This window comes from Pseudomonas sp. P9_31, from assembly GCF_034008235.1.
Taxonomy (GTDB): Bacteria; Pseudomonadota; Gammaproteobacteria; order Pseudomonadales; family Pseudomonadaceae; genus Aquipseudomonas.
Window position 1 is genome coordinate 535,336 of sequence record NZ_CP125375.1, and the last position, 25,342, is coordinate 560,677.

Consider the following 25,342-nt stretch of genomic DNA (forward strand, 5'->3'; position numbering starts at 1 on the left):
TATGGAGTTGCGATGTATCGGTATTGCGAGGGGGAGGGTGAAACGTTTGCGCGGGGACTAGATTAGGCCTGCGTGGGGGTAGGATCAAGGGCGGAGCGGTGTAGGAAAGGATTACCGGGAGAGGTGTGGTGTTTGATCGGGCCCCATCGCGAGCAGGCTCGCTCCCACATTTAATCTTGGGTGCTCACAGAATCTGTGTTCACTGAAGATCCTCTGTGGGAGCGAGCCTGCTCGCGATGGCAGCGCCTCGGTGTAACTTAACTGTCTTACTGAGCAGTAGGGCTCACATCCCGCAATGGCTTGCCCTTCACCGGTGCATCACCGGCCACGTAGTATTTGGCCTTGCTGCGCGGCAGTGGCTTGCGACCGCGGATCTTGTCGGCGATTTTCTCGGCCATCATGATCGTTGGCGCGTTCAGGTTGCCCGTGGTGATGATCGGCATGATCGAGGCATCGACCACGCGCAGGGCCTGCATGCCATGCACACGACCTTCGCCATCGACCACGGCCATCTCGTCGGTGCCCATCTTGCACGAGCAGGACGGGTGGAACGCGGTTTCGGCGTGCTCGCGGATGAACTTGTCCAGTTGCTCGTCGGTTTGCACGTCGATGCCCGGGCTGATTTCGCGACCACGGAAGGCGTCCAGTGCAGGCTGTTGCATGATTTCACGGGTCAGGCGGATGCCATCGCGGAACTCCTGCCAGTCCTGCTCGGTGGCCATGTAGTTGAACAGAATGCTCGGGTACTCGCGCGGATCCTTGGACTTGGCCTGGATGCGACCGCGGCTTGGCGAACGCATGGAGCCCATGTGTGCCTGGAAGCCGTGCTCTTTCACACCGTTGCTGCCGTTGTAGTTAATCGCCACCGGCAGGAAGTGGTACTGGATGTTCGGCCAATCGAATTCCGGACGGGTGCGGATGAAACCGCCGGCTTCGAACTGGTTGCTGGCGCCGATGCCGGTGCCGTTGAACAGCCACTCGGCGCCGATGGCCGGTTGGTTGTGCAGCAGCAGCGAGGGGTACAGCGAGACCGGTTGGGTGCAGGCGTATTGCAGGTACAGCTCAAGGTGATCCTGCAGGTTTTCACCGACGCCTGGCAGGTCATGAACCACCGGAATATCGAGTTTTTTCAGCAGTTCGGCCGGGCCGACACCGGAACGTTGCAGGATCTGTGGCGACGCGATGGCGCCGGAGCACAGCAGCACTTCCTTGCGGGCACGGACTTCAACGCGCTCTTCAGCCGCGCCGATCAGGTAACGCACGCCAACCGCACGCTTGCCTTCGAACAGAATCTTGTCGGTCAGGGCGTGGGTGACGATGGTCAGGGTCGAACGCTTCTTGGCGACGTCCAGGTAACCGCGAGCGGTACTGGCACGACGGCCGTTCGGCGTCACGGTGCGGTCCATCGGGCCGAAACCTTCCTGCTGGTAGCCGTTCAGGTCTTCGGTACGCGGGTAACCGGCTTGCACGCCGGCTTCAACCATCGCATGGAACAGCGGATTGTTGCCGGCTTTCGGTGTGGTCACGCTGACCGGACCGTCGCCACCGTGGTAGTCGTTCGGGCCGATGTCACGGGTTTCCGCCTTGCGGAAATACGGCAGGCAGTCGAGGTAGGTCCAGTCTTCCAGGCCGGGCAGTTTCGACCAGTTGTCGTAGTCCATCGCGTTACCACGGATGTAGCACATGCCGTTGATCAGCGAAGAACCACCCAGGCCCTTGCCGCGGCCGCACTCCATCCGGCGGCCGTCCATGTGTGGCTCCGGATCGGTTTCGTAAGCCCAGTTGTAGCGACGACCTTGTAGCGGGAAGGCCAGGGCGGCCGGCATTTGCGTACGGAAATCCAGACGGTAGTCCGGGCCGCCGGCTTCGAGCAGCAGGACGGTGACGCCTTCGTCTTCAGTCAGACGGGTCGCCAGGGTGTTACCGGCCGAGCCGGCACCGATGATGATGTAATCGAATTCTTGGGACATTGAATGCACCCTCTTTGAAGTTGGTCAGGTCAGGCGAGTGCTTCGCACTCGATCGCGAGCAGGCTCGCTCCCACATTGGAATGAAGTCTTCTGTGGGAGCGAGCCTGCTCGCGAAGGCGATCTCGCAGGCGAAGCAAATGCCGCCTTAGAACACCGAGGCGTAATCGCCCAGTTCGACCTGTACCGATTTGATGCGTGTGAAGTTGTTCAGCGAGCTGATGCCGTTCTCACGGCCCACGCCCGACTGCTTGTAGCCGCCGACCGGCATCTTGGCGTCGGACTCGCCCCAGGCGTTGATCCAGCAGATACCGGCTTCCAGTTGATGAATCACGCGGTGAGCGCGGTTCAGGTCTTTGGTGACAACGCCAGCTGCCAAACCGAACTCGGTGTCGTTGGCACGACGGATCACTTCTTCTTCGGTCTCGTAGGTCAGGATGCTCATCACCGGGCCGAAGATCTCTTCGCGAACGATGGTCATCTCGTCGGTGCAGTCGGTGAACACGGTCGGCGCCACGAACGCGCCTTTGGCGAATTCGCCGTCGGTCAGACGGCTGCCGCCGCACAGGACGCGAGCGCCTTCTTCCTTACCTTTGGCGATGTAACCCAGCACGCTTTCCATGTGGGCGAAGCTGACCAGAGGACCGAAGTTGGTGTTTTCGTCTTCCGGGTTGCCGACGCGGATGCGCGCAACGCGCTCAACGATCTTGGCTTCGAACGCGGCTTTCAGGTGGCTTGGGACGAACACGCGAGTGCCGTTGGTGCAGACCTGACCGGAGCTGTAGAAGTTGGCCATCATGGCGGTGTCGGCGGCGCGATCCAGATCGGCGTCGTCGAAAATGATCAGCGGGGATTTGCCGCCCAGTTCCATGGTCACGTCTTTGAGCGACGAGGCGGAAGCGCTGGCCATCACCTTCTTGCCGGTGTCGGTGCCGCCGGTGAAGGAGACTTTCTCGATGCGTGGGTGCTCGGTCAGCCAGGTGCCGACTTCACGGCCACTGCCGGTCAACACGTTGAACACGCCAGCCGGCAGGCCGGCTTCGGTATAGATCTCGGCCAGCTTCAGGGTCGTCAGCGAGGTGACTTCGCTCGGCTTGAAGATCATTGCGTTACCGGCCGCCAGGGCTGGAGCGGATTTCCACAGGGCGATCTGGATCGGGTAGTTCCACGCGCCGATACCGGCCACGATGCCCAGCGGCTCGCGACGGGTGTAGACGAAAGAGGTGGTACGCAGCGGGATCTGCTCGCCTTCGATGGCCGGCACCAGGCCTGCGTAGTACTCCAGCACGTCAGCGCCGGTGACGATGTCGACGTAACGGGTTTCGGAGTACGCCTTGCCGGTGTCCAGGGTTTCCAGGGCGGCCAGCTCATCGTTGCGCTCGCGCAGGATGTCCACGGCGCGACGCAGGATGCGCGAGCGCTCCATGGCGGTCATTGCAGCCCAGATTTTCTGGCCCTTTTCGGCGCTGACCACAGCGCGCTCAACGTCTTCCTTGGTCGCACGTTGTACGGTTGCGAGGACTTCACCGTTAGCCGGGTTGATGGCTTCGAAGGTGGCGTCGCTGCTGGCGTCGGAGTAACCGCCATCGATGTAGAGTTTTTGCAGTTCGAAACGGGCCATAGTGTCCTCGCAAGTGCATTAAGTGGTTGGCGTTGACCACCGGGCGTGCCGTATAGCATTGGCATCGCGGTCGGTAGCGGTTCAGGGGTTGAGCGATTATGTGTGCTCTAACTCACCTGCTTGGCCAATTGGAAATCCATGTATTCGTAAGCGATCTGGTGCGCTTGCGCGGTGTCGAAAGCGTCTCCCGACAGCGCACCGCGCAACCACAAACCGTCAATGAGGGCTGCCAGGCCGCGGGCGGCGCTACGCGCTTGATCAAGCGGCAACACACGGCGGAACTGGCAGCACAGGTTGGAATACAGACGGTGATCGTTGATCCGCTGCAACCTGTGCAAAGACGGGTGGTGCATGCTGGTGGCCCAGAAGGCCAGCCAGGTTTTCATTGCCGGGCCATTGACCTGGCTGGCGTCGAAGTTGCCTTCGATAATCACCTGGAGGTGAGCCCGTGGGCTGGTGTCCTCCAGCGCCTGACGGCGCGCGGTGACGTTCTCGCTGAGGACACTCATCAGATACTGCGCCGTGGCGGCGATCAGGCCGTTCTTGTCCTGAAAGTAGTGACTGATGATGCCATTCGAGACACCGGCCAAACGGGCGATCAGCGCAATGCTGGCGTCCCCCATCCCGACCTGATCGACGGCCTGTAACGTGGCTTCGATCAATTGCTGACGGCGGATGGGTTGCATACCGACCTTGGGCATCTTGCACATCTCCTTAGGCCTTCCCGTGGACGAAATACGCCTACCGGGTTGAGGGCCAGTCTATTTTGTTTTGATTGAACGTTCAATCAACAAAGAATAAGATCTGCGACAATTCGTCGCTGCCTACAGGTTTTTCCTACGTGTAGTGGGCGGAAAAACGACATCTAAAAATGCTCGAAACCCACATGCAATGGCGTTCCATGGGTTTCGGGCTTTTTTCGGGGTGTCTTTATATCACCCGCCGATCGGCTGCCAACTAACCGATTGGTCGGGTAACGCGTTGCCTTGTGTTCTTCTCTCGCACTGCCTGGAGCATCTGTGCCATGAGTTCTGCCTCTCTAATAAAAACCCCACCCGAGAAGGTGACGGTCAACGGTTGGGTGTTCTACACCTCTACCGCGTTGATCCTGCTATTAACTGCCATTCTGATCATCGCCCCGCAAGCGGCCGGCAGAATGCTCGGCATTGCCCAGGCGTGGTTGTCCCGCAGCTTCGGCTGGTATTACATGGTGGTGATCGCCGCTTACCTGGTTTTTGTGGTTGGCCTGGCGTTTTCGTCCTACGGCAAGCTCAAGCTGGGCAGCAAGGACGATACCCCGGACTTCAGCTACGGCGCCTGGGCGGGGATGCTGTTCTCCTCGGGTATCGGCATTTCCTTGCTGTACTTCGGTGCGTCCGAGCCGCTGGACCACTACTTCAATCCGCCGGAAGGCGTGGCCGGCAGTAACCTTGCCGCACGTCAGGCGGTGCAGCTGACGTTCCTGCACTGGGGCCTGCATGGCTGGGCGATCTACGCACTGGTCGGCCTGGCCGTGGCGTACTTTGCCTATCGTCATAACCAGCCACTGGCGTTGCGTTCGGCGCTGTATCCGCTGGTCGGCGAGCGTTGGGTCAAAGGCGCGGCCGGTCATGCGGTGGACGGCTTCGGCATGTTCGTGACCCTGCTGGGGCTGGTGACGAACCTGGGGATCGGTTCGCTGCAAGTGTCGTCGGGGCTGGAAAACCTGTTCGGCATGGAACACAGCAACACTAACCTGCTGATCGTGATCATCGTGATGAGCACCGTGGCGACCATCGCCGCTGTGTCCGGCGTGGAAAACGGCATTCGCCGTCTGTCCAACCTGAACATCGTGCTGTTCAGCGGTCTGCTGATTTTCGTCCTGCTGTTCGGCCCGACCCTGCACCTGCTCAACGGCTTTGTGCAAAACATCGGCGACTACCTGAACGGTGCGGTCCTGAAGACCTTCGACCTCTATGTGTATGAAGGCGACAGTGAGAAGTCCGACCGCTGGTTGGGCCTGTGGACCCTGTTCTACTGGGCCTGGTGGATTTCCTGGGCGCCATTCGTCGGCATGTTCATCGCGCGTATTTCCCGGGGTCGCACGGTGCGTGAACTGGTGGCTGGTGTGCTGCTTATTCCGCTGGGCTTCACCCTGGCATGGCTGTCGATCTTCGGTAACTCGGCCCTGGACCTGGTGATGAACCATGGGGCGGTGGAACTCGGGAAGACGGCGCTCGAACAGCCGTCGATGGCAATCTACCAGTTGCTCGAGCATTACCCGGCGTCGAAGGTCGTGATCGGCGTGTCGATTTTTGTCGGTTTCGTGCTGTTCCTGACCCCGGCGGACTCCGGCGCGGTGATGATGGCCAACCTTTCCTGCAAGGGCGGCAACGTCGACGAAGATGCACCGCATTGGCTGCGGATTTTCTGGTCGGTGGTGATCACCCTGGTGACCATCGGTCTGCTGTTTGCCGGTAACTTCGAAGCCATGCAAACCATGGTGGTGCTGGCGGGGCTGCCGTTCTCGGTGGTGCTGGTGTTCTTCATGTTCGGCTTGCACAAGGCCATGCGCCAGGACGTGCAGATCGAACAGGAGCAGGCGGAACTGGCGGCGCGTGGTCGTCGTGGTTTCAGCGAACGTTTGACTCAGTTGGACCTGCAACCGAACCAGTCGATCGTTCAGCGTTTCATGGACAAGCAAGTCAGCCCGGCGCTGGAAGAGGCCGTGGTTCAACTGCGTGGCAAGGGCCTGGACGTGCAAACGTTGCTGGGCAAGGCCAAACGTTGCATGGGCCTGCGGATAGAGATGGAGGAGGGCAACCCTTTTGTCTACGAAGTGAGCCTGGACGGCTATCTGGCGGCGGCGAGCGACACGGTGTCGGCCGAAAGTGCCGATGAACCGCGCGCACGTTACTACCGTGCCGAGGTGTACCTGCACAATGGCAGCCAGGATTACGACTTGATGGGCTTCACTCAGGATCAGATCACCCGTGACGTGCTCGATCAGTTTGAAAGCCATCGGCAGCTTCTAGGCCGGGTTTATAGCTGAGACTTGAGGTGATGCGGTGCAGTGATGCACCGCAGTTCTATTGTGGCGAGGGAGCTTGCTCCCGCTCGACTGCGCAGCAGTCGCAAATCCGGATAACGCGATCTCTCTGAAATACCGCAGTGTCTGGGTTTTGGGCTGCTTCGCAACCCAGCGGGAGCAAGCTCCCTCGCCACAGTTGTCAGTATTCCAAGATAAATATCTGCACTAACAAAAACGCCGCGATTCTCTCGCGGCGTTTTTGTGTCTGCTGTCTCTTACCCCAGGTTCTTGCCGAGCAGCGCGTGGTACAGCTCGCTGTCGCCGAGAATCCCGACCACCTTGTTGTTGTCATGCAGCACCAGCTTGTTGCCGGTCTGGTAGCGAATCTGCAGCGCATCGCGCATGCCGATGTTGGAGTCCACCAGTGTTGGCCGACGACCCAAACCTTCAACCGCTTGCCCCGGTATCCAGTTCTGCAGGTCCAGGTTCGAGCCGTTCTGGCGTGCGCCTTTGATGGTGTTGCCTTCGGCCAGGTCCAGCCACGAGTCGCCGCCCGGATCGAGGCACACCGAACCGTTGATACGTTTGCAGTTGTCCAGAGTGCGCATCAGGCTGCGACCGCACAGTACGTTCAGCGGATTGGTGTGGGCGACGAAGGTGCGCACGTAGTCGTCTGCAGGGTTGAGGACGATTTCTTCCGGCTTGCTGTACTGGATGATCCGGCCGTCTTTCATGATCGCGATACGGCTGCCGAGCTTCAGGGCTTCATCGAGGTCGTGGCTCACGAACACGATGGTTTTGCTGAGCTTGTTTTGCAGTTCCAGCAGTTCGTCTTGCAGGCCCTGGCGGATCAGCGGGTCGAGGGCCGAGAACGGTTCGTCCATCAGCAGGATGTCGGCGTCCATCGCCAGCGCGCGGGCCAGGCCCACACGTTGCTGCATACCACCGGACAGCTCATCGGGTTTCTTGTTGCGCCACTGGGTCAGGCCCACCAGCTCAAGCTTCTCGTCCACCAGTTTGCGGCGTTCTTTCTCGGGGCGACCCTGCATTTCCAGGCCGAAGCTGATGTTCTCGCGCACCGTCAGCCAAGGCATCAGGGCGAACTTCTGGAACACCATCGCGATGCGCTTGGTGCGCATCATTTTCAGTTCCGCGGGGGTGCAGGAGGCGATGTCGATCTGCTTGCCTTCGTGCTCGACGAACAACTTGCCACGGCTGACGGTGTTGAGGCCGTTGATGCAGCGCAACAGGCTGGATTTGCCGGAGCCGGACAGGCCCATCAGTACGCAGATTTCGCCTTTTTCGATGTCCAGGCTGGCTTTTTCAACGCCGACAATCTGCCCGGTCTTTTTCAGGATCTGGTCACGGGTCATGCCCTGGTCGAGGAGTTTGAGCGCCTCGCGCGGGTCTTTGGAGAAGATTACGTCGACGTCTTCGAAGCGAATAATGCTCATGCGTCACCCCCTACTTTAGCGTCGGGTTGTTTGCAGATACGGTCGAGCATGATCGCCAGCAATACGATCGCCAGGCCGGCTTCGAAGCCCAGGGCGATATCAGCAGTGTTCAGTGCGTTGACCACGGGTTTGCCCAGACCGTCGGCGCCCACCAGTGCCGCGATCACCACCATCGACAACGACAGCATGATGCACTGGGTGATGCCGGCCGCGATGCTTGGCATGGCGTGAGGCAGTTCAATCCGTGAGAGCAGTTGACGACGCGAGCAGCCGAAGGCTTTGCCGGCGTCCATCAGTTCCTGTGGAACATCGCGAATGCCCAGGTAGGTCAGGCGAATAGGCGCGGCAATCGCGAACACTACCGTCGAGATCAGGCCCGGGACCACACCCAGACCGAAGAGGGTCAGGGTAGGAATGAGGTACACGAAGGTCGGTACGGTCTGCATCAGATCGAGCACCGGACGCATCAGTGTGTAGAACATCGGTTTGTGCGCGGCGACGATGCCCAACGGCACGCCGATGACCACGCACACCAGGGTGGCGAACAGCACCTGGGCGAGGGTTTCCATGGTTTCCTGCCAGTACCCCAGATTGAGGATCAGCAGAAAGGAGGCGATGACGAAAACGGTCAGGCCCCATTTGCGTTGAATGAAGTGTGCCAGTAGCGCGATGAGGCCGATCAATGCCAGCGGGTTGAACCAGGTCAGCGCAAAAGTCACGCCGTGGATCATCGTTTCCAGTGACACGGCGATGGCGTCGAAGGTGCTGGCGCCGTGTTGCGTCAACCATTCAACGAAGCCCGCGATGTACTGGCCTAAAGGGATTTTCTGATCAATCAGCATGGTAGTGAACGTCCGCATGCAAGGGAATAAACAGCCCGGGCGAGCGAACTCGCCCGGCATAAGCATTACTGCGCGAGCTTGGCTTTCACAGCCTCCAGGCCAGGTTTACCGTCAATGGTGGTTACGCCAGCCAGCCAGGTATCGAGCACCTGTGGATTCTTTTTCAGCCAGGCCTTGGCGGCCGCGTCAGGCTTCATCTTGTCGTCCAGGATGTTGCCCATCAGAGAGCTTTCCATGTCGACGGTAAATTCCAGGTTTTTCAGCAGTTGGCCGACGTTGCTGCATTCTTCGGTATAACCCTTGCGAGTGTTGGTCGCAACCGTGGCGGCACCAAAGTCCGGGCCGAAGAAATCATCACCACCGGTCAAGTATTGAATCTTGAAGCGCTTGTTCATCGGGTGCGGTGCCCAGCCGAGGAACACCACAGCGGTGTCGCGTTTTTGCGCGCGGTCGACTTGCGACAGCATGCCCGCTTCGCTGGACTCGACGACTTTGAAACCGGCGGTTTTGAGACCGAAGGCGTCTTTGTCGATCATGCTCTGGATCAGACGGTTGCCGTCGTTGCCAGGCTCGATGCCGTAGATCTTGCCGTCGAGTTCTTTCTTGAATTTGGCGATGTCGGCAAAGTCATGCAGCCCTTTGTCGTACAGCGCTTGCGGCACGGCGAGGGTGTATTTGGCGCCTTTGAGGTTGGTGCGCACGGTTTCCACGGTGCCGGCATCCCGATAGGCCTTGATGTCGTTTTCCATGGTCGGCATCCAGTTACCCAGGAAGACGTCCATGTTCTTGCCGTCGGCCAGGGACTTGTAGGTCACCGGCACGGAAATCATCGTGGTTTTGGTCTTGTAACCGAGGGCGTTGAGCACAACGCTGGTGGTCGCGGTGGTTGCGGTAATGTCCGTCCAGCCGACATCGGAGAAGTTTACGGTACTGCATTGGGCCGGTTCTGCGGCTTGAGCCATGAACGGCAGACTCAGCATGGCGGCCAACAACAACGACGGGGAACCTTTCATAAGGGGGGACTCCTTGGTGTTTTTTTTGGCAGTGTTCCGACTGGACCACCGCACTTATCTGTTGCGGTTGGATGGCGTTTTGGAGACAGCTCTACCACGGCGCCTTGCAATCGAGTCGATACGATCATGTACCAGTGAAAATCTGACGCCTACAGGGTGCGTCGTAACCAGTACAGGGATGGTCGCATCCAGTGTCGGTAACGTCGTTTACAGCTTTTTTCAGCCCGTTTTGCTTCGCTGATCCGCAAAAAAACGGCGAAAACATAGCGTAAGCGGCCTGCGGCGCTAGCGGACATGAGTGCGTCGGTGTGAGACGTTGAAGGACATGGCAAAAGCCTGATGATGCGGCCATCTCGGCGGATTGCAGCTTGAGCGTAGCAGCTCCGTCACTGGGCGCTTTTGCGCCTGGAGCAGGCACATCCAGGAGTTCAGCAGTAATGGCTATCAGCGTTTTCGACCTGTTCAAAATCGGCATCGGCCCTTCCAGTTCGCACACCGTGGGGCCTATGCGCGCCGCGGCGCTGTTCGTGCAAGGTTTGCGCGAGCGGGGACTTTTGGAACAGGTACATCGCGTCGAAGTTCAACTTTATGGATCGCTCTCGGCCACCGGCATCGGTCACGGTAGCGACAACGCGGTGATCATGGGGCTTATGGGCGAGTGGCCGGACGCGATCGATCCGTCGCAAATCGGCATTCGCATCGAGGCTCTGCGTGAAACCCAAACGCTATTGCTCGACGGCCGCTTGTCGGTCCCGTTCATCTGGGCCCGGGACATGCGTCTGATCGACGAGAACCTGCCGTTCCATCCCAACGCCATGACTCTGGTTGCCGAAGGCGATCACGGCGAGCTGCATCGCGACACCTACTATTCCATCGGCGGCGGTTTTGTCGTCGATCAGGCGCAGGCTTCCAGCGGCGTGGTGGATCTGGATCGCACCGTGCTGCCTTACGACTTCTCCAGTGCCGTCGAACTGCTCAGCCTGTGCAAGAAGCACAACCTGCGCGTGGCCGAATTGATGATGGCCAACGAGAAGGTCTGGCGCAGCGAAGAAGAAATCCGCAGCGGCCTGATGAAACTCTGGCGCGCCATGCAGGATTGCGTGGAACAAGGCCTCAAGCATGAAGGCATCCTGCCCGGCGGCCTCAATGTGCGCCGTCGCGCGGCCAAGTTGCACCGTAGCCTGCAAGAACTGAACAAACCCAACGTGATCGGCTCGACCTTGAGCGCGATGGAGTGGGTCAACCTGTTCGCCCTGGCGGTCAACGAAGAAAATGCCGCCGGCGGGCGCATGGTCACGGCGCCGACCAACGGTGCGGCGGGGATCATTCCGGCGGTGTTGCACTACTTTATGAAATTCAGCGAGGCAGTGACTGACGCCAACGTGGTCGATTACTTCCTCAGTGCCGCGGCGGTGGGGATTCTGTGCAAGAAGAACGCCTCGATCTCCGGTGCCGAAGTCGGTTGCCAGGGCGAAGTCGGTTCGGCTTGCGCCATGGCGGCGGCCGGGTTGGCGGAGGTTCTCGGTGCCACGCCGGAGCAACTGTGCAACGCGGCGGAAATCGGCCTGGAACATAACCTCGGTCTGACCTGCGACCCGGTGGGCGGGCTGGTGCAAGTGCCGTGCATCGAGCGCAATGCGATTGCCGCGGTGAAAGCGATCAACGCTGCGCAGATGGCGTTGCGGGGCGACGGTCAGCACTTTATCTCGCTGGACCGGGTGATCCGCACCATGCGTGATACCGGTGCCGACATGCACGACAAATATAAAGAGACCTCGCGCGGTGGGTTGGCTGTCAGTGCAGTTGAGTGCTGAGACCGAGTTGACCCTGTGGCGAGGGAGCTTGCTCCCGCTCGGCTGCGCAGCAGTCGTAAAGATTTTAGGGCCGCTTCGCACCCCAGCGGGAGCAAGCTCCCTCGCCACACCAGACCAGTCAAAACTGCGCGCTAAGTGAACACTCGATTCAAAACGCGCCACCTTTTAGAGCGTCGCAAACAGATAAGCCTGCCTGCCCCGGTCAGGGATCCAATTCAAGCCTGACCGTCCGTCACCCGTGCTTGCGGTGACACTCTCTCCTGGAGCGTCGTAGCCCTGTTCCCACAAGTGCTACCGATTTGCTCACACGCAACGGGGCAGAGCGCTGCGCCCCTTGATGACACTTACAACCTCCTGTCTCTACGAGTCATATTTAGACGCATCGCGACGTCGTTTTCAGGAGTTATTGAACGCGCATTCAATTTAGGCATGGCAATTGCTCTGTCATTACAAAGCCCGTCTCCCACGCGAGAACGATGGCAATAAAAAGAGCCTCCGCCTGAGGCCATCACCCGCTTTGTGTGAGGAGATACCGCGATGACGACGTTCAACTCCGGGGCTCAACCCCAGAACCGTGCGCCTCAATCCATCGGCTTTTTGCTGCTGGACAATTTCACGCTGATTTCTCTGGCCTCCGCAGTGGAACCCCTGCGCATGGCCAACCAATTGTCCGGCCGCGAGCTGTATCGCTGGACCACACTCACTGTCGATGGCGGGCAGGTCTGGGCCAGTGACGGTCTGCAGATCACCCCCGACGCCTCCATGCACAAAGCGCCGCCCCTGGACACCGTCATTGTCTGCGGCGGTATCGGCATCCAGCGCACCGTAACCCGTGAGCACGTGTCGTGGCTGCAAAGCCAGGCGCGTCAGTCCCGTCGTCTCGGCGCGGTCTGCACCGGCAGCTGGGCCCTGGCGTGCGCCGGCCTGCTGGACGGTTTCGATTGCAGCGTGCACTGGGAATGCCTGGCATCGATGCAGGAAGCTTTCCCGCGTGTGGCGATGAGCACACGGCTGTTCACCCTCGACCGCAACCGTTTCACCAGCTCTGGCGGCACCGCGCCGCTGGACATGATGCTGCACCTGATCAGCCGCGATCACGGCCGTGAGCTGTCGGCAGCGATTTCGGAAATGTTCGTCTACGAGCGCATCCGCAACGAACAGGATCACCAGCGCGTGCCGCTCAAGCACATGCTCGGCACCAACCAGCCGAAGTTGCAGGAAATCGTCGCGCTGATGGAAGCCAACCTCGAAGAGCCGATCGACCTCGACGAACTGGCGGTGTACGTCGCCGTTTCGCGTCGTCAGCTGGAGCGGCTGTTCCAGAAGTACCTGCACTGCTCGCCGTCGCGTTACTACCTGAAACTGCGCCTGATCCGCGCCCGGCAGCTGCTCAAGCAAACGCCAATGTCGATCATCGAAGTGGCGTCGGTGTGTGGTTTCGTGTCCACGCCGCACTTCTCCAAGTGCTACCGCGAATACTTCGGCATTCCGCCGCGTGACGAACGTGTAGGTTCCAATACGACTCAGCAGGTAGCGATGATGCCGCTGCCGCAAGCCTTGGTGCTGTCGCCGTTGTCCGGGCCGCTGTCGGCGTTGAGCCAGGCGCGTAACGAGTCGACTTTTGCCAGCGTAAGGCTCTAATGCTCTGATCGTTCCCACGCTCTGCGTGGGAATGCCTCAATGGACGCTCTGCGTCCGCTTCGGCAGGGACGCGGAGCGTCCCGGGCTGCATTCCCACGCAGAGCGTGGGAACGATCATGGCGAGGCGGTACTCAGGCGCTACGGTTTTGCTGATACTCCGCCAATGCCGGCAGCAATTGCTTGTCGATGGCCTGGCGCACGGCCGGCAGGATGGTCGCGCTGCTGGTGTACATCTGCTTGACCATAGTGCGCAGCGTCATCGCACGCTCATCGTTCAAGCCTCGCACTGCACATTCGCAAGCCTGCTCAGCTGTAGAGCCATTCGGCACTTGAAAACCCAACGATTTTAGCTGGCCCAACAGATCTTCCTGGTCAATCAAATCGGCGTGCATCATGACGCAATCCTTCTTCAGGGAACGGTGTCGTGGCTCGATTCTGGTAGGGGCCGGGGATGGCGGCAAGGACGATTTGTCGCAATGGCCGCATTACCTATGAACAGGTCGTTTTCGGCTAACTTGCGAAGGATGGGAGTAGGCACACTGGATTCAGCTGGCTTCACGAAGGTTTGGTCACCCTCGCGCAACAGCTCCTCAACAGTACCCTCTGCCCCGATCCTGTCACGGCTTGATCGGGGCTTTTTTTGTCTATGACTCAGCAGGAAATGTGGTGTCTGGGCGACCGCCATCGCGAGCAGGCTCGCTCCCACAGGTGATCTGCAGCGGTCTCATATTGGTGTACGACACAAATCCAATGTGGGAGCGAGCCTGCTCGCGATGAACGATGACTCGGTCTAGCGTTGCAACACAAGGATGCGCGACAACAACTCATCACGATCCACATAACACCCTTGGAAATGCCGCGCACCAGTAGCGGGGTCGAAAGCGTTATGGGCGTGGAGGGTGCGGCGGTTGTCGAAGCACCACAGCTCGCCGGGGTTGAGCCGCGTCATCACCCGGAAGCGCGCCTCGCGAGTCATCGCAATGAAGCGCCGGTAAGCGCGATAGAGCCTGGGCATCTGCTCCACCGACGCATCGAACGGCCCACGCAGAAAGTTCGCCATGCGGATTTCCGACACTTGCCCGAACGCACCCAGGGCAATGATCGGCGCCAGGCAGCGGTAGTCGCTGTGGCGGTCCTTGTTGCGAAACTCCACGGGGATTTCACACAAGGCTTGAAACGCCTCGGGATCTTCCTCGCGCAAGGCTTCGGCGATGGCAAAACCGTCGACGAAAATGCTCTCGCCACCGTCGGCGTCATTGACCAGACAATGCAGAAATTGCAGCCCCGGTTGCAACTCCCGGGTCGGCAGGTCGCTGTGCAGCGGCAGGTTGAAGGCGGTGTAGGCATTGCTGTCTGCATCGGCCTTGGATTTCACATTGAACAGCACGCCGAAGTTGCTCTCGCGGATGAAGGAGATCCGCTGGGCGATCAGCTTTAGCGAGCCGGGTTCGGTGGGCACGCCGTGGACTTGGGTCAGGCCGATATCCCGCACCGCCAATAGCCATTGCAGCAAGGCATCGTCGTCATCCATCAGTGCCCGATACTCAAATACCGGCAACTGCAAATCGCTGTTCCACAGCCTGGATTTCGGCTTGCCTGCCCGCCGCTCTGTACGGGATTCGTCGTCATAGGCGTGAGCTCGCAACCAGCCCGGGTCGAAGCGGCTGAAGTGGCCGTCCTGCCAATCGACACACAGACAACCTTCGGCATCGATCCGAGTGCTGTCGGGGATCAGATTTTCCGCGACATCGACGATTTCCAGCACTTGCTCGCGGGTCACCGTGTAGACGCACAACGGGCACGGGCAGTTGTCCCGCAGCCATTGATGATGAAAAGGGCTGGTCCGACCGTCCGCCCATGTCACTTGAATTCGATCCGCCAGGCTACGCACGGCGGTCAGCGCGCTGATCAATGGGTAGGTGCGGAAATCGGCAAAAGCGGCGGCGGTGTTCATGGCGAGCTCCTTGTTATTTTTCGGGGGGTAAAGCGATCACTCGGCCGATCCAGGCGGGGGCGGGCAGATCAGTTTGCTCGGCGACAATGGCCTTCAGCTTGCTCAAGGTTTCTTCGCTGAACGGTGCGGATCGCGGCCCGTTGAGGTCGACGTGCAGCAGCATTTGTTCATTGCCCGCCAGCTCCTTTTCACCGCCCACCAGATGCAGGCTGTGGTAGAGGTGCAGACGTTTGCGGTCGTGGCCGATGATTTGGGTATGCACCTCGACGTCGGCATCGAGCTTTACTTCGTGCAGGTAATTGAGGTGCAGTTCGAGGGTGAACAGCGAGTGGCCGCTGGCTTCGCGGTTGTTGCTGTCCATGCCCAGCCGATCCATCAGCGCGTCGGTGGCGTAGCTGAAGATCAGCAGGTAGAAGGCATCGCGCAGGTGGCCGTTGTAGTCGACCCAGTCGGGGATGATTTTGGTTTGGTAGGTGGTGAGGGTGGGCATGATGAGTGATCCAGAATATGTGGTGACTGGGCTGGCGCTATCGCGGGCAAGCCCGCTCCCACAGTGATTTGAGGCGTACATACAATCGATGCCATTCAGTAGAACCCTGTGGGAGCGGCGGTGCGGCGATCCGACTTGCCCGCGATGAGGCCGGACCTGCTGGCCCCTGACTTGGGTTACTCGCTGAACGTCATGCCATGTTTGGCCTTGGTGGTTTTCACCGCCTCCAGCACCGCCAGCAAGCAATCATCACGATAGCGCTCCAGCGCCGAGATGCTGTGTTTGCCCAACTGTTCGCTGGTGCCCTCCACCACATCATCAATCAATTTGTCGGTCAGCTCCGGTGCCGGCAGATACGTCCAGGGCAATTGCAAAGCCGGCCCGAACTGCGCCATGAAGTGCCGCATGCCCGCATCGCCGCCCGCCAGGGTGTAAGTCAGGAAGGTGCCCATGAACGACCAGCGCAGACCTGCGCCAAAACGAATCGCATCGTCGATTTCCCCGGTGGTTGCCACGCCGTCGTTGACCAGATGCAGCGCCTCACGCCACAACGCTTCAAGCAAACGGTCGGCGATAAACCCCGGCACTTCCTTGCGCACATGCAGCGGGCGCATCCCTAAGGATTCATAGACTTTCATCGCCGCTTGCACCGCTTCTGGCGCAGTGTTTTTGCCGCCGACCACTTCCACCAAGGGCAGCAGGTAAACCGGGTTGAACGGGTGCCCGACCACGCAGCGTTCCGGGTGGGTTGAACCTTCATAGAATTCGCTCGGCAGCAGGCCCGAGGTGCTGGAGCCGATCAGCGCATTGGGCTTGGCCGCCGCGCTGATTTTGCTGTGCAGTTCCAGTTTCAGTTCCAGTCGTTCTGGAGCACTTTCCTGGATGAAATCCGCATCGCGAACGCATTCTTCGATGGTGGTGACAAAGCGCAGCCGATCCTGCGACGCGCCGGGTGCCAGGCCTTGTTTCTCCAGCGCGCCCCAGACATTGGCGACGCGTTTGCGCAGGGCCGTTTCGGCACCGGGCGCCGGGTCCCAGGCCACTACATCAAGGCCATGGGCGAGGGCGCGGGATACCCAGCCGCTGCCGATGACACCGCTGCCCAGCGCTGCGAAGGTTTTGATTTCGGTGATAAAGCTCATGGTCAATTCCTGAATTTGGCTCGGAAAAAACTGTGGGAGCGAGCCTGCTCGCGATGACGTCGGTACATCCGATGCATCAATTGAGGCAGGTAAACCGCTATCGCGAGCAGGCTCGCTCCCACAGGGGGAAAGTGTGTAAGGGTTAACCGCGCTTGGTCAGGCCCATTTTTGCCCGGCCTTCAGCTGGCGTCAGAACGCGGGCGCCGAGGCGGCTGAGGATTTCCGAGGCACGCTCGACCAGTTGGCCGTTGGTCGCCAATACACCCTTGTCCAGCCACAGGTTGTCTTCCAGACCGACCCGCACGTTGCCGCCGAGCAGCACCGCTTGCGCAGCCATCGGCATTTGCATGCGACCGATGCCGAACCCGGCCCAGACCGCGTCGGCTGGCAGGTTGTCGACCATGGCTTTCATGGTGGTGGTATCGGCCGGAGCGCCCCACGGGATGCCCAGGCACAACTGGAACAGCGGGTTATCGAGCAGGCCTTCCTTGATCATCTGCTTGGCGAACCACAGGTGACCGGTGTCGAAGATTTCCAGCTCAGGCTTGACGCCCAGCTCTTGAATGCGTTTGGCGCCAGCACGTAGCTGAGCCGGGGTGGATACGTAAATGGTGTCGCCGTCACCGAAGTTCAGGGTCCCGCAATCCAGGGTGCAGATTTCCGGCAGCAATTCTTCAACGTGGGCCAGACGGGTCAGCGGACCGACCAGGTCGGTGTTCGGGCCGAACTCCATCGGGTTCTCGCCGGCGCCGATTTCCAGGTCGCCGCCCATGCCTGCGGTGAGGTTGACGATGATGTCGACGTCGGCCTCGCGGATGCGCTCCATCACTTCGCGGTACAGCGCCACGTCACGGCTGAACTTGCCGGTTTGCGGATCGCGAACGTGGCAGTGGACCACGGTAGCGCCCGCCTTGGCGGCCTCCACGGCGGCCGCGGCGATTTGTTTCGGGGTGACCGGCACGTGTGGGCTTCTGGCGGTCGTGTCGCCAGCACCGGTGAGTGCGCAGGTGATGATGACGTCGTGGTTCATGAGGCGGTTCCTTACAGGCGTGATTTTGGGGTGTGGCTCAGGGCGTGACGGTTCCGTTCGCAGCCCGGTCGGGCTGCGAATCGGTGATTCATTTCAGGTTCATTTACTGGTCAGTTTCAGGTTTTCAGCGGCCGGTTTGCCATCGAAGGTGGTCACGCCTTCGAGCCAGCGTTGCTTGTCTTGCGGGTGATCTTTCAGCCATTGCTTGGCCGATTCGAACGCGTCTTTGTGATCGAGCAGCGGCTGCATCATCCGGCTCTCGTCTTCGGCGGTGTAGGTCAGGTTGCTCAGCAAACGACCAATGTTCGGGCATTGCTCGGCGTATTTCGGTGCGGTGACCGTCCACACGGTGGCCATGCCTTCGTTCGGGCCGAGGGCATTTTCACTGCCGGTGAGATAAGTCATTTGCACGTTGACGTTCATCGGGTGCGGGGCCCAGCCGAAGAACACCACGGCTTCCTTGCGCCGCACGGCGCGATCCACCGCCGCAAGCATGCCGGCTTCGCTAGACTCGACCAGCTGGAACTTGCCCAGGCCAAATTGATTCTTGGCGATCATCGCCTTGATCTGGGTGTTGGCGCCCGAACCTGGCTCGATGCCGTAGATCTTGCCGCCCAGTTCTTTTTCAAACTTGGCGATATCAGCGAAGGTTTTCAGGCCCTTGTCGGCGAGGTAAGTCGGTACGGCGAGGGTGGCGCGGGCGTCTTTCAGGCTTGGCGCCTCAAGCACCTTGACCTGATTGGCCGCGACGAACGGCGTGATGGTTTGGGTCATCAGCGGGTTCCAGTACCCGAGGAACAAGTCCAGGCGCTGGTCGCGGATCCCGGCGAAGATGATTTGCTGGGAGGCGCTGGTTTGTTTGGTGTTGTAGCCGAGGCCATCGAGCAGGACCTGAGTCATGGCGCTGGTGGCGATCACGTCGGTCCAGTTCACTACACCCATGCGCACGTTCTGGCACGCGGCGGGTTCGGCGGCCATGACACTGGCGCTCAAGAAAGCGGTACCGCTGAGTGCAAGAACACAGCTGCTGATCAGTCGTTTCATGGTGGGTTCCTCGGCAGGTCGTTATTGTGGGTTCCGGTGTCTGATGCGCCGGTGATGCCAAGTTACGCAGCTCAAGGGCCGTGAAAACGCACTGCGGCGACCAGCTCTTGCACTGCGGCGACCTGTGCACTTGAATGCCGCTGACAAGTGGCGTATCAACGTCCACACGCTTCCCGCCCTCTCGCTACCTGCCATCGAGTGCGCTCCATGTCCCAGGATTTCTACTTCTTGTTGATGCCGGGTTTTTCGGCGATCGGTTTTATCTCGGCGATCGAGCCGCTGCGGGTCGCCAATCGCTTTCGCGGCGAGTTGTACCGCTGGCATGTGTTGAGTGCCGATGGCGGGGCGGTTCTGGCCAGTAACGGCATGTCGGTCAACGCCGATGCGGCGCTGGAGCCGCTGAAGAAAGGAGCGACCTTGCTGGTGGTCGCCGGTTTCGAACCGCTGAAGTTCGCCACTCCGGCACTGGAGCACTGGTTGCGCCGCCTGGATAACGAAGGTGTGACGCTCGGCGCCATCGACACCGGTAGCTTCGTCCTCGCCGAAGCCGGCCTGCTCGACGGCCATCGCCTGACCCTGCACTGGGAAGCCATCGACGCGTTCAAGGAGTCTTACCCGCAGTTGAGCGTCACCCAGGAACTGTTCGAGATCGACCGCCGACGCATCACCTCTGCCGGCGGCACGGCTTCTATCGACCTGATGCTCGACCTCATCGGCCAGGCCCACGGCCCGGAACTGGCGATCCAGGTCAGCGAACAATTCGTACTCGGGCGCATTCGCCCGCGCAAAGATCACCAGCGCATGGAAGTCGCCACGCGGTATGGCATCAGCAACAAGAAGCTAGTGCAGGTGATCGGGGAGATGGAACAGCACAGCGAACCGCCGCTCAGTACCCTGGAGCTGGCGGAATCGATCAAGGTCACCCGACGTCAGCTGGAACGCCTGTTTCGCCTGCACCTGAACGACACGCCGAGCAATTTCTATCTGCGCTTAAGGCTGGAGAAGGCGCGGCAGTTGTTGCGGCAGACGAACATGAGTGTGTTGGAAGTGAGCATCGCGTGCGGGTTTGAATCGCCGTCGTATTTCACCCGCAGTTATCGGGCGAGGTTTGAGCGGTGCCCGCGGGAGGATCGACGACGGTTGGGGGATGGGCGAGAGCTGGTATGAGCTAAACGCAAAACAAAATGTGGGAGCGAGCCTGCTCGCGATAGCGGTGGATCAGTCGACATCAACTGGAATGGACTGACCGCAATCGCGAGCAGGCTCGCTCCCACATTTGATCTACTTTCACTTTTACTTCTTCATCAGTGCCGAGCACGCCGCCTTGTAAGCCTCATGCTGATACTTGTTCAGCGTATCCGGCAGCTCGACATTGAATTTCTTGCACTGCGCCGTGATCGTCTGCGGCGACAGCAGCGTCACCTCACAATTTTCCAGCAGCTGGAAAATTCCCTCGATCTTGAACGTGGTCGGCCCACCGGCGAACTCGCCTTTCTTGCTGCGTTTCTTGATCGCGATCCGGTCGATGGAGTTCTCACGAACAAACGACGCCACCTGAGCGGCAAAGACCTTGACGTTCGCGGCTTCGTCGTCATCGTCGAGGGCGATTTTCTTGGTGGCCAGGGCGACGTGGCTCAGGGCCTGACCGTCAAGGGAGGCCACGGCGATTATCGCTTCGCTGCCTTTGATTTCGATGCCGCAGATTTTCATTTCAATCCCTTTTCCTGATGCTGGCGTGCAGCTTACAACTCTAGTTGGTTGGCGGTGATGCCAAATGCTGCGGCGATTTTCTCACGGGTGGCCTTGCGGGGCTTGGCGACGGTCTCTTGCTGGGCGAATGCCGGTTGGGAGATGCCCATGCGTTTTGCAACTTCATCCTGCGTAAGGTTCAGATGTTCGCGCCAGGCGCGAATAGGGAGTGCTCCATCGACGATGCGGCTGACTACTTCGTGGGGAATCAAATTAATCTCCATTTCTATGTTTTTTACTCCTGCCCAATCGACTCCAAAAACTCCGACCGCTCGTCACTCATCCGCGCCACGCAATCATTTTGCGCAATGGTGAATGCCTTGCTACCGCTCGTCGCCGGGAACGCTTCCACCGTGCAATCGGCATCCCGGGTCTTCAGCCACTGCTGTTGCGCGGCCTTGATTTTGGCGGTGATGTCGGTCAATTGCGCCTTGTTGCTGCCGTAGCGCGTTTGCATGCGTTCGCTCAGGCTTTGGTAGTTGTCGCTCAGCAGCTGTTCGGCGGTGGTTCTGCTGTAAGTCGAGCATTCCAGGGTCTGGACTTCATTCTCTACAGCGTCGCAGGGGTTATCGTCGGCCTCTTCGGCCGCCTGTACGCCGGTCGCTATCAGTGCCAAAGCCAGGAAGATCGATTTCATTGCGTCGCCGCCCCTTAATTCAGTAATGCATCCAGTGATGCGGCGAATTCTGGCCCATGCGAACGGGCTTGAACAGGTAGGCAATGACGCCTGTTGATGACCCTTTGTCGCGGATTGACGCTTTCGGCAATTCCCCTGTCGTTTTTGCACCCGGCTGCCCTGTCCCTCAGGCATATGCTGGCCCCAAAGCGCCGGCACACGATTCGGCGCATGAATCGCTAATAGGGGACAGCCTGATGAGCCCAGCCGAATTGCACGCCGACAGCATCGTTATCGACGGGCTGATTATCGCCAAGTGGAACCGCGACCTGTTCGAAGACATGCGCAAGGGCGGCCTGACCGCGGCCAACTGCACCGTGTCGGTGTGGGAGGGCTTCCAGGCCACCGTCAACAACATCGCCGCCAGCCAGAAGCTGATTCGCGAGAACAGCGACCTGGTGATTCCGGTGCGCACCACCGCCGACATCCGTAAAGCCAAGGAGCAGGGCAAGACCGGCATCCTGTTCGGCTTCCAGAATGCTCACGCCTTCGAAGACCAGATCGGCTATGTCGAGGTCTTCAAGCAGTTGGGCGTCGGTATTGTGCAGATGTGCTACAACACCCAGAACCTGGTGGGTACCGGTTGCTACGAACGCGATGGCGGCCTGTCGGGTTTCGGTCGTGAAATCGTCGCCGAGATGAACCGCGTTGGCGTCATGTGCGACCTGTCCCACGTCGGCTCGAAAACCTCCGAAGAAGTCATCCTCGAATCCAAGAAGCCGGTCTGCTACTCCCATTGCCTGCCGTCGGGCCTGAAAGTGCACCCGCGCAACAAATCCGATGAAGAACTGAAGTTCATCGCCGATCACGGCGGTTTCGTCGGTGTGACCATGTTCGCGCCGTTCCTGGCCAAGGGCATCGATTCGACCATCGACGATTACGCCGAAGCCATCGAATACACCATGAACATCGTCGGCGAAGACGCCATCGGCATCGGCACCGACTTCACCCAGGGCCATGGCCAGGACTTCTTCGAATACCTGACCCATGACAAGGGCTACGCCCGCCGTCTGACCAGCTTCGGCAAGATCATCAACCCGCTGGGCATCCGCACCGTGGGCGAGTTCCCGAACCTGACCGAGACCCTGCTCAAACGCGGCCATTCCGAGCGTGTGGTGCGCAAGATCATGGGCGAGAACTGGGTCAACGTTTTGAAAGACGTTTGGGGCGAATAAGCCGCCGCATCTGAAGAATCCTTTCCCCCGGCCGTCCGTGCCGGGGGCAACACAACGAATTTTCTGGAGTTAAGTTTCCATGGCCAAGATCGCCCCGCAATTGCCAATCGAAGTCGACAGCGAAACCGGTGTCTGGACCTCCGACGCCCTGCCGATGCTGTATGTGCCGCGCCATTTCTTCGTCAACAACCACATGGGCATCGAGGAAGTGCTGGGCGCCGACGCTTACGCCGAAATCCTCTACAAGGCCGGCTACAAGTCCGCCTGGCACTGGTGTGAAAAAGAAGCTGAATGCCATGGCCTGGAAGGCGTCGCGGTGTTCGAGCACTACATGAAGCGTCTGTCGCAACGCGGCTGGGGCCTGTTCAAGATTCAGGACATCGACCTCGACAAAGGCACCGCCAGCGTCAAGCTCGAACACTCCGCATTCGTCTACGTGTACGGCAAGGTCGGGCGCAAGGTCGACTACATGTTCACTGGCTGGTTCGCCGGCGCCATGGACCAGATCCTGGCCGCTCGTGGCAGCAAGATCCGCACGGTCGCCGAACAAGTCTACGGTGGCTCCGAAGAAGGCCACGACGACGGTTTGTTCACCGTCAAGCCGTTGTAAGTCGAGGACCCCGCCATGGCTTTCGAAGCAATGTTCCAGCCGATCCAGATCGGCAAACTGACCATCCGCAACCGCGTGCTCAGCACCGCGCACGCTGAGGTCTACGCCACCGACGGCGGCATGACCACCGACCGGTACGTCAAGTATTACGAAGAGAAAGCCAAGGGCGGGATCGGCCTGGCGATTTGTGGTGGTTCCTCCAGCGTGGCCATCGACAGCCCGCAAGGCTGGTGGAAGTCGGTCAACCTGGCCGACGACCGGATCATTCCGCACTTCCAGAACCTGGCCGACGCCATGCACAAGCATGGCGCCAAGATCATGATCCAGATTACCCACATGGGGCGTCGCTCCCGTTGGGACGGCGAGCATTGGCCAACTTTGCTCTCGCCATCGGGCATCCGTGAGCCGGTGCACCGCGCGACCTGCAAAACCATCGAGCCGGAAGAAATCTGGCGGGTGATCGGTAACTACGCCAGCGCTGCGGCACGGGCCAAGGCCGGTGGCCTGGACGGCGTCGAGCTGTCGGCCGTGCACCAGCACATGATCGACCAGTTCTGGAGCCCGCGAGTCAACAAGCGGACCGACGAATGGGGTGGCAGCTTCGAGAACCGCATGCGTTTCGGTCTGGAAGTGATCAAGGCTGTGCGCAAGGAAGTCGGTCCGGACTTCTGCGTCGGCATCCGTATCTGCGGTGACGAATTCCACCCTGATGGCCTGAGCCATGAGGACATGAAGCAGATTGCCAAGTATTACGACGACACCGGCATGATCGACTTCATCGGCGTCGTGGGCTCGGGTTGTGACACCCACAACACCCTGGCCAACGTGATTCCGAACATGAGTTATCCACCGGAGCCATTCCTGCATTTGGCCGCCGGTATCAAGGAAGTGGTGAAGGCTCCGGTACTGCATGCGCAGAACATCAAGGACCCGAACCAGGCGACCCGTATTCTGGAAGGTGGTTACGTCGACATGGTCGGCATGACCCGTGCCCACATCGCCGACCCGCACCTGATCGCCAAGATCAAGATGGGCCAGGTCGACCAGATCAAACAGTGCGTTGGCGCCAACTACTGCATCGACCGTCAGTACCAGGGCCTGGACGTCTTGTGCATCCAGAACGCCGCGACCTCCCGTGAATACATGGGCGTGCCGCACATCATCGAGAAATCGACCGGTGTGAAGCGCAAAGTCGTGGTGGTCGGTGCCGGCCCTGCCGGGATGGAAGCGGCTCGCGTGTCGGCCGAACGTGGCCACGACGTGACCCTGTTCGAGAAGAAAGAATTCATCGGCGGGCAGATCACCACCGCGTCGAAAGCTCCGCAACGGGACCAGATCGCCGGCATCACTCGCTGGTTCCAGCTGGAACTGGCGCGTTTGAAAGTCGACCTGCGCCTGGGCGTGGCGGCGGATGCGGCAACCATTCTCGACCTGCGTCCGGACGTGGTGGTGCTCGCTGTCGGCGGTCATCCGTTCCTGGAACAGAACGAGCATTGGGGCGCGGCTGAAGGCCTGGTGGTCAGCAGCTGGGACATCCTCGATGGCAAGGTTGCGCCGGGCAAGAACGTGCTGGTCTACGACACCATTTGCGAGTTCACCGGGATGTCGACGGCCGACTTCCTCGCCGACAAGGGCAGCCAGGTCGAGATCGTCACCGACGACATCAAGCCGGGCGTGGCCATCGGCGGTACGTCGTTCCCGACGTACTACCGCAGCATGTACCCGAAAGAAGTGATCATGACCGGCGACATGATGCTGGAGAAGGTCTACCGCGAAGGCGACAAGCTGGTGGCGGTACTGGAAAACGAATACACCGGCGCCAAAGAGGAGCGGGTGGTGGACCAGGTGGTCGTCGAGAACGGCGTGCGTCCGGACGAAGAAATCTACTACGCGTTGAAGGAAGGCTCGCGCAACAAAGGTCAGATGGACATCGAAGCGTTGTTCGCGATCAAGCCACAACCTTCGTTGAGCCAGGCGGGCGACGGCTACTTGCTGTTCCGCATCGGCGACTGCGTAGCCCAGCGCAACACCCACGCGGCGATCTATGACGCGTTGCGGTTGTGCAAGGATTTCTAAGCCGGTGAGCTGATCGTTCCCACGCTCTGCGTGG

The 25,342-nt window shown here is 60.0% G+C and carries 21 protein-coding genes and 1 pseudogene; 7 read left to right on the top strand and 15 right to left on the bottom strand.

The features are described from left to right. Window positions 1-266 precede the first annotated feature (266 nt). The 3 genes from betA to betI form a co-directional block, all read right to left on the bottom strand. A complete protein-coding gene (betA, locus tag QMK51_RS02430) occupies window positions 267-1,970 on the bottom strand; it encodes a choline dehydrogenase (protein WP_258698712.1) in 1,704 nt (567 codons plus the stop codon). Window positions 1,971-2,115: 145 nt separating this feature from the next. After that, window positions 2,116-3,588: a betaine-aldehyde dehydrogenase gene (gene betB, locus QMK51_RS02435; RefSeq protein WP_320393075.1), complete on the bottom strand. Its 1,473-nt coding sequence runs from the start codon at window positions 3,586-3,588 to the stop codon at window positions 2,116-2,118. Window positions 3,589-3,695: 107 nt separating this feature from the next. Continuing rightward, window positions 3,696-4,289, bottom strand: a complete 594-nt coding sequence (gene betI / locus QMK51_RS02440; protein ID WP_258698714.1) for a transcriptional regulator BetI — start codon at window positions 4,287-4,289, stop codon at window positions 3,696-3,698. 380 nt (window positions 4,290-4,669) lie between these two features. On the opposite strand from betI, the gene QMK51_RS02445 reads away from it, so the two are divergent. Next, window positions 4,670-6,619, top strand: a complete 1,950-nt coding sequence (locus QMK51_RS02445; protein WP_320394471.1) for a BCCT family transporter — start codon at window positions 4,670-4,672, stop codon at window positions 6,617-6,619. Between the two features lie 254 nt (window positions 6,620-6,873). Here the strand turns inward: QMK51_RS02445 and choV are convergent, their stop codons facing one another. The 3 genes from choV to QMK51_RS02460 all read right to left on the bottom strand — a co-directional run bounded on the left by choV (window position 6,874) and on the right by QMK51_RS02460 (window position 9,907). Beyond that, complete coding sequence (choV, locus tag QMK51_RS02450) at window positions 6,874-8,052, bottom strand: choline ABC transporter ATP-binding protein (RefSeq protein ID WP_258698715.1); 1,179 nt, start codon at window positions 8,050-8,052, stop codon at window positions 6,874-6,876. Then, window positions 8,049-8,894: a choline ABC transporter permease subunit gene (gene choW, locus QMK51_RS02455; RefSeq protein WP_105340880.1), complete on the bottom strand. Its 846-nt coding sequence runs from the start codon at window positions 8,892-8,894 to the stop codon at window positions 8,049-8,051. The genes choV and choW overlap by 4 nt, the downstream gene beginning before the upstream one ends. Before the next feature lie 65 nt (window positions 8,895-8,959). Beyond that, the gene (locus QMK51_RS02460) at window positions 8,960-9,907 is read right to left on the bottom strand and encodes a choline ABC transporter substrate-binding protein (protein ID WP_320393076.1); all 948 of its coding nucleotides are present in this window, start codon (window positions 9,905-9,907) and stop codon (window positions 8,960-8,962) included. A 437-nt stretch (window positions 9,908-10,344) separates the two neighbouring features. On the opposite strand from QMK51_RS02460, the gene QMK51_RS02465 reads away from it, so the two are divergent. Both QMK51_RS02465 and QMK51_RS02470 read left to right on the top strand, forming a co-directional pair. After that, on the top strand, window positions 10,345-11,721 hold the full coding sequence (locus tag QMK51_RS02465) for an L-serine ammonia-lyase (protein WP_258698718.1): 1,377 nt from the start codon (window positions 10,345-10,347) through the stop codon (window positions 11,719-11,721). Window positions 11,722-12,258: 537 nt separating this feature from the next. After that, window positions 12,259-13,362: a GlxA family transcriptional regulator gene (locus QMK51_RS02470; RefSeq protein WP_007937970.1), complete on the top strand. Its 1,104-nt coding sequence runs from the start codon at window positions 12,259-12,261 to the stop codon at window positions 13,360-13,362. 131 nt (window positions 13,363-13,493) lie between these two features. Here QMK51_RS02470 and QMK51_RS02475 read toward each other — a convergent pair whose 3' ends face one another. The 6 genes from QMK51_RS02475 to choX all read right to left on the bottom strand — a co-directional run bounded on the left by QMK51_RS02475 (window position 13,494) and on the right by choX (window position 19,022). Then, window positions 13,494-13,757, bottom strand: a complete 264-nt coding sequence (locus tag QMK51_RS02475; RefSeq protein ID WP_320393077.1) for a hypothetical protein — start codon at window positions 13,755-13,757, stop codon at window positions 13,494-13,496. Between the two features lie 395 nt (window positions 13,758-14,152). Further along, window positions 14,153-15,316: a gamma-butyrobetaine dioxygenase gene (locus tag QMK51_RS02480; RefSeq protein WP_320393078.1), complete on the bottom strand. Its 1,164-nt coding sequence runs from the start codon at window positions 15,314-15,316 to the stop codon at window positions 14,153-14,155. A 13-nt stretch (window positions 15,317-15,329) separates the two neighbouring features. Continuing rightward, window positions 15,330-15,806 carry a thioesterase family protein gene (locus QMK51_RS02485; RefSeq protein WP_320393079.1) on the bottom strand — a complete coding sequence of 159 codons (477 nt, stop codon included), beginning with the start codon at window positions 15,804-15,806 and terminating at the stop codon, window positions 15,330-15,332. 176 nt (window positions 15,807-15,982) lie between these two features. After that, window positions 15,983-16,948 carry an L-carnitine dehydrogenase gene (locus QMK51_RS02490; RefSeq protein WP_320393080.1) on the bottom strand — a complete coding sequence of 322 codons (966 nt, stop codon included), beginning with the start codon at window positions 16,946-16,948 and terminating at the stop codon, window positions 15,983-15,985. 142 nt (window positions 16,949-17,090) lie between these two features. Beyond that, window positions 17,091-17,978, bottom strand: a complete 888-nt coding sequence (locus QMK51_RS02495) for a 3-keto-5-aminohexanoate cleavage protein (protein WP_007907535.1) — start codon at window positions 17,976-17,978, stop codon at window positions 17,091-17,093. Window positions 17,979-18,077: 99 nt separating this feature from the next. Then, window positions 18,078-19,022 (bottom strand): choline ABC transporter substrate-binding protein, encoded by a 945-nt coding sequence (choX, locus tag QMK51_RS02500; RefSeq protein ID WP_320393081.1) that lies wholly within the window; start codon window positions 19,020-19,022, stop codon window positions 18,078-18,080. 207 nt (window positions 19,023-19,229) lie between these two features. Between choX and QMK51_RS02505 the strand changes: the two genes are divergently transcribed. Beyond that, window positions 19,230-20,189 carry a GlxA family transcriptional regulator gene (locus tag QMK51_RS02505; RefSeq protein ID WP_320393082.1) on the top strand — a complete coding sequence of 320 codons (960 nt, stop codon included), beginning with the start codon at window positions 19,230-19,232 and terminating at the stop codon, window positions 20,187-20,189. Window positions 20,190-20,315: 126 nt separating this feature from the next. Here QMK51_RS02505 and QMK51_RS02510 read toward each other — a convergent pair whose 3' ends face one another. From QMK51_RS02510 to QMK51_RS02520, 3 genes and pseudogenes are all read right to left on the bottom strand, one after another. Continuing rightward, window positions 20,316-20,732, bottom strand: a complete 417-nt coding sequence (locus tag QMK51_RS02510) for a DUF3010 family protein (RefSeq protein ID WP_320393083.1) — start codon at window positions 20,730-20,732, stop codon at window positions 20,316-20,318. A gap of 32 nt (window positions 20,733-20,764) precedes the next feature. Further along, a pseudogene (locus tag QMK51_RS02515) lies at window positions 20,765-20,998 on the bottom strand (helix-turn-helix domain-containing protein); the annotation flags it as partial. An 8-nt stretch (window positions 20,999-21,006) separates the two neighbouring features. Next, complete coding sequence (locus tag QMK51_RS02520; protein ID WP_320393084.1) at window positions 21,007-21,408, bottom strand: lysozyme inhibitor LprI family protein; 402 nt, start codon at window positions 21,406-21,408, stop codon at window positions 21,007-21,009. A 236-nt stretch (window positions 21,409-21,644) separates the two neighbouring features. Here QMK51_RS02520 and QMK51_RS02525 point away from each other — a divergent pair, with 236 nt between their 5' ends. The 3 genes from QMK51_RS02525 (at window position 21,645) to dgcA (ending at window position 25,308) form a co-directional block, all read left to right on the top strand. Further along, window positions 21,645-22,622, top strand: a complete 978-nt coding sequence (locus QMK51_RS02525; RefSeq protein WP_258698726.1) for a dipeptidase — start codon at window positions 21,645-21,647, stop codon at window positions 22,620-22,622. Window positions 22,623-22,701: 79 nt separating this feature from the next. Then, on the top strand, window positions 22,702-23,232 hold the full coding sequence (locus tag QMK51_RS02530; protein ID WP_007926354.1) for a DUF5943 domain-containing protein: 531 nt from the start codon (window positions 22,702-22,704) through the stop codon (window positions 23,230-23,232). A 15-nt stretch (window positions 23,233-23,247) separates the two neighbouring features. Next, on the top strand, window positions 23,248-25,308 hold the full coding sequence (gene dgcA, locus QMK51_RS02535) for a dimethylglycine demethylation protein DgcA (RefSeq protein WP_258698727.1): 2,061 nt from the start codon (window positions 23,248-23,250) through the stop codon (window positions 25,306-25,308). Window positions 25,309-25,342 lie beyond the last annotated feature (34 nt).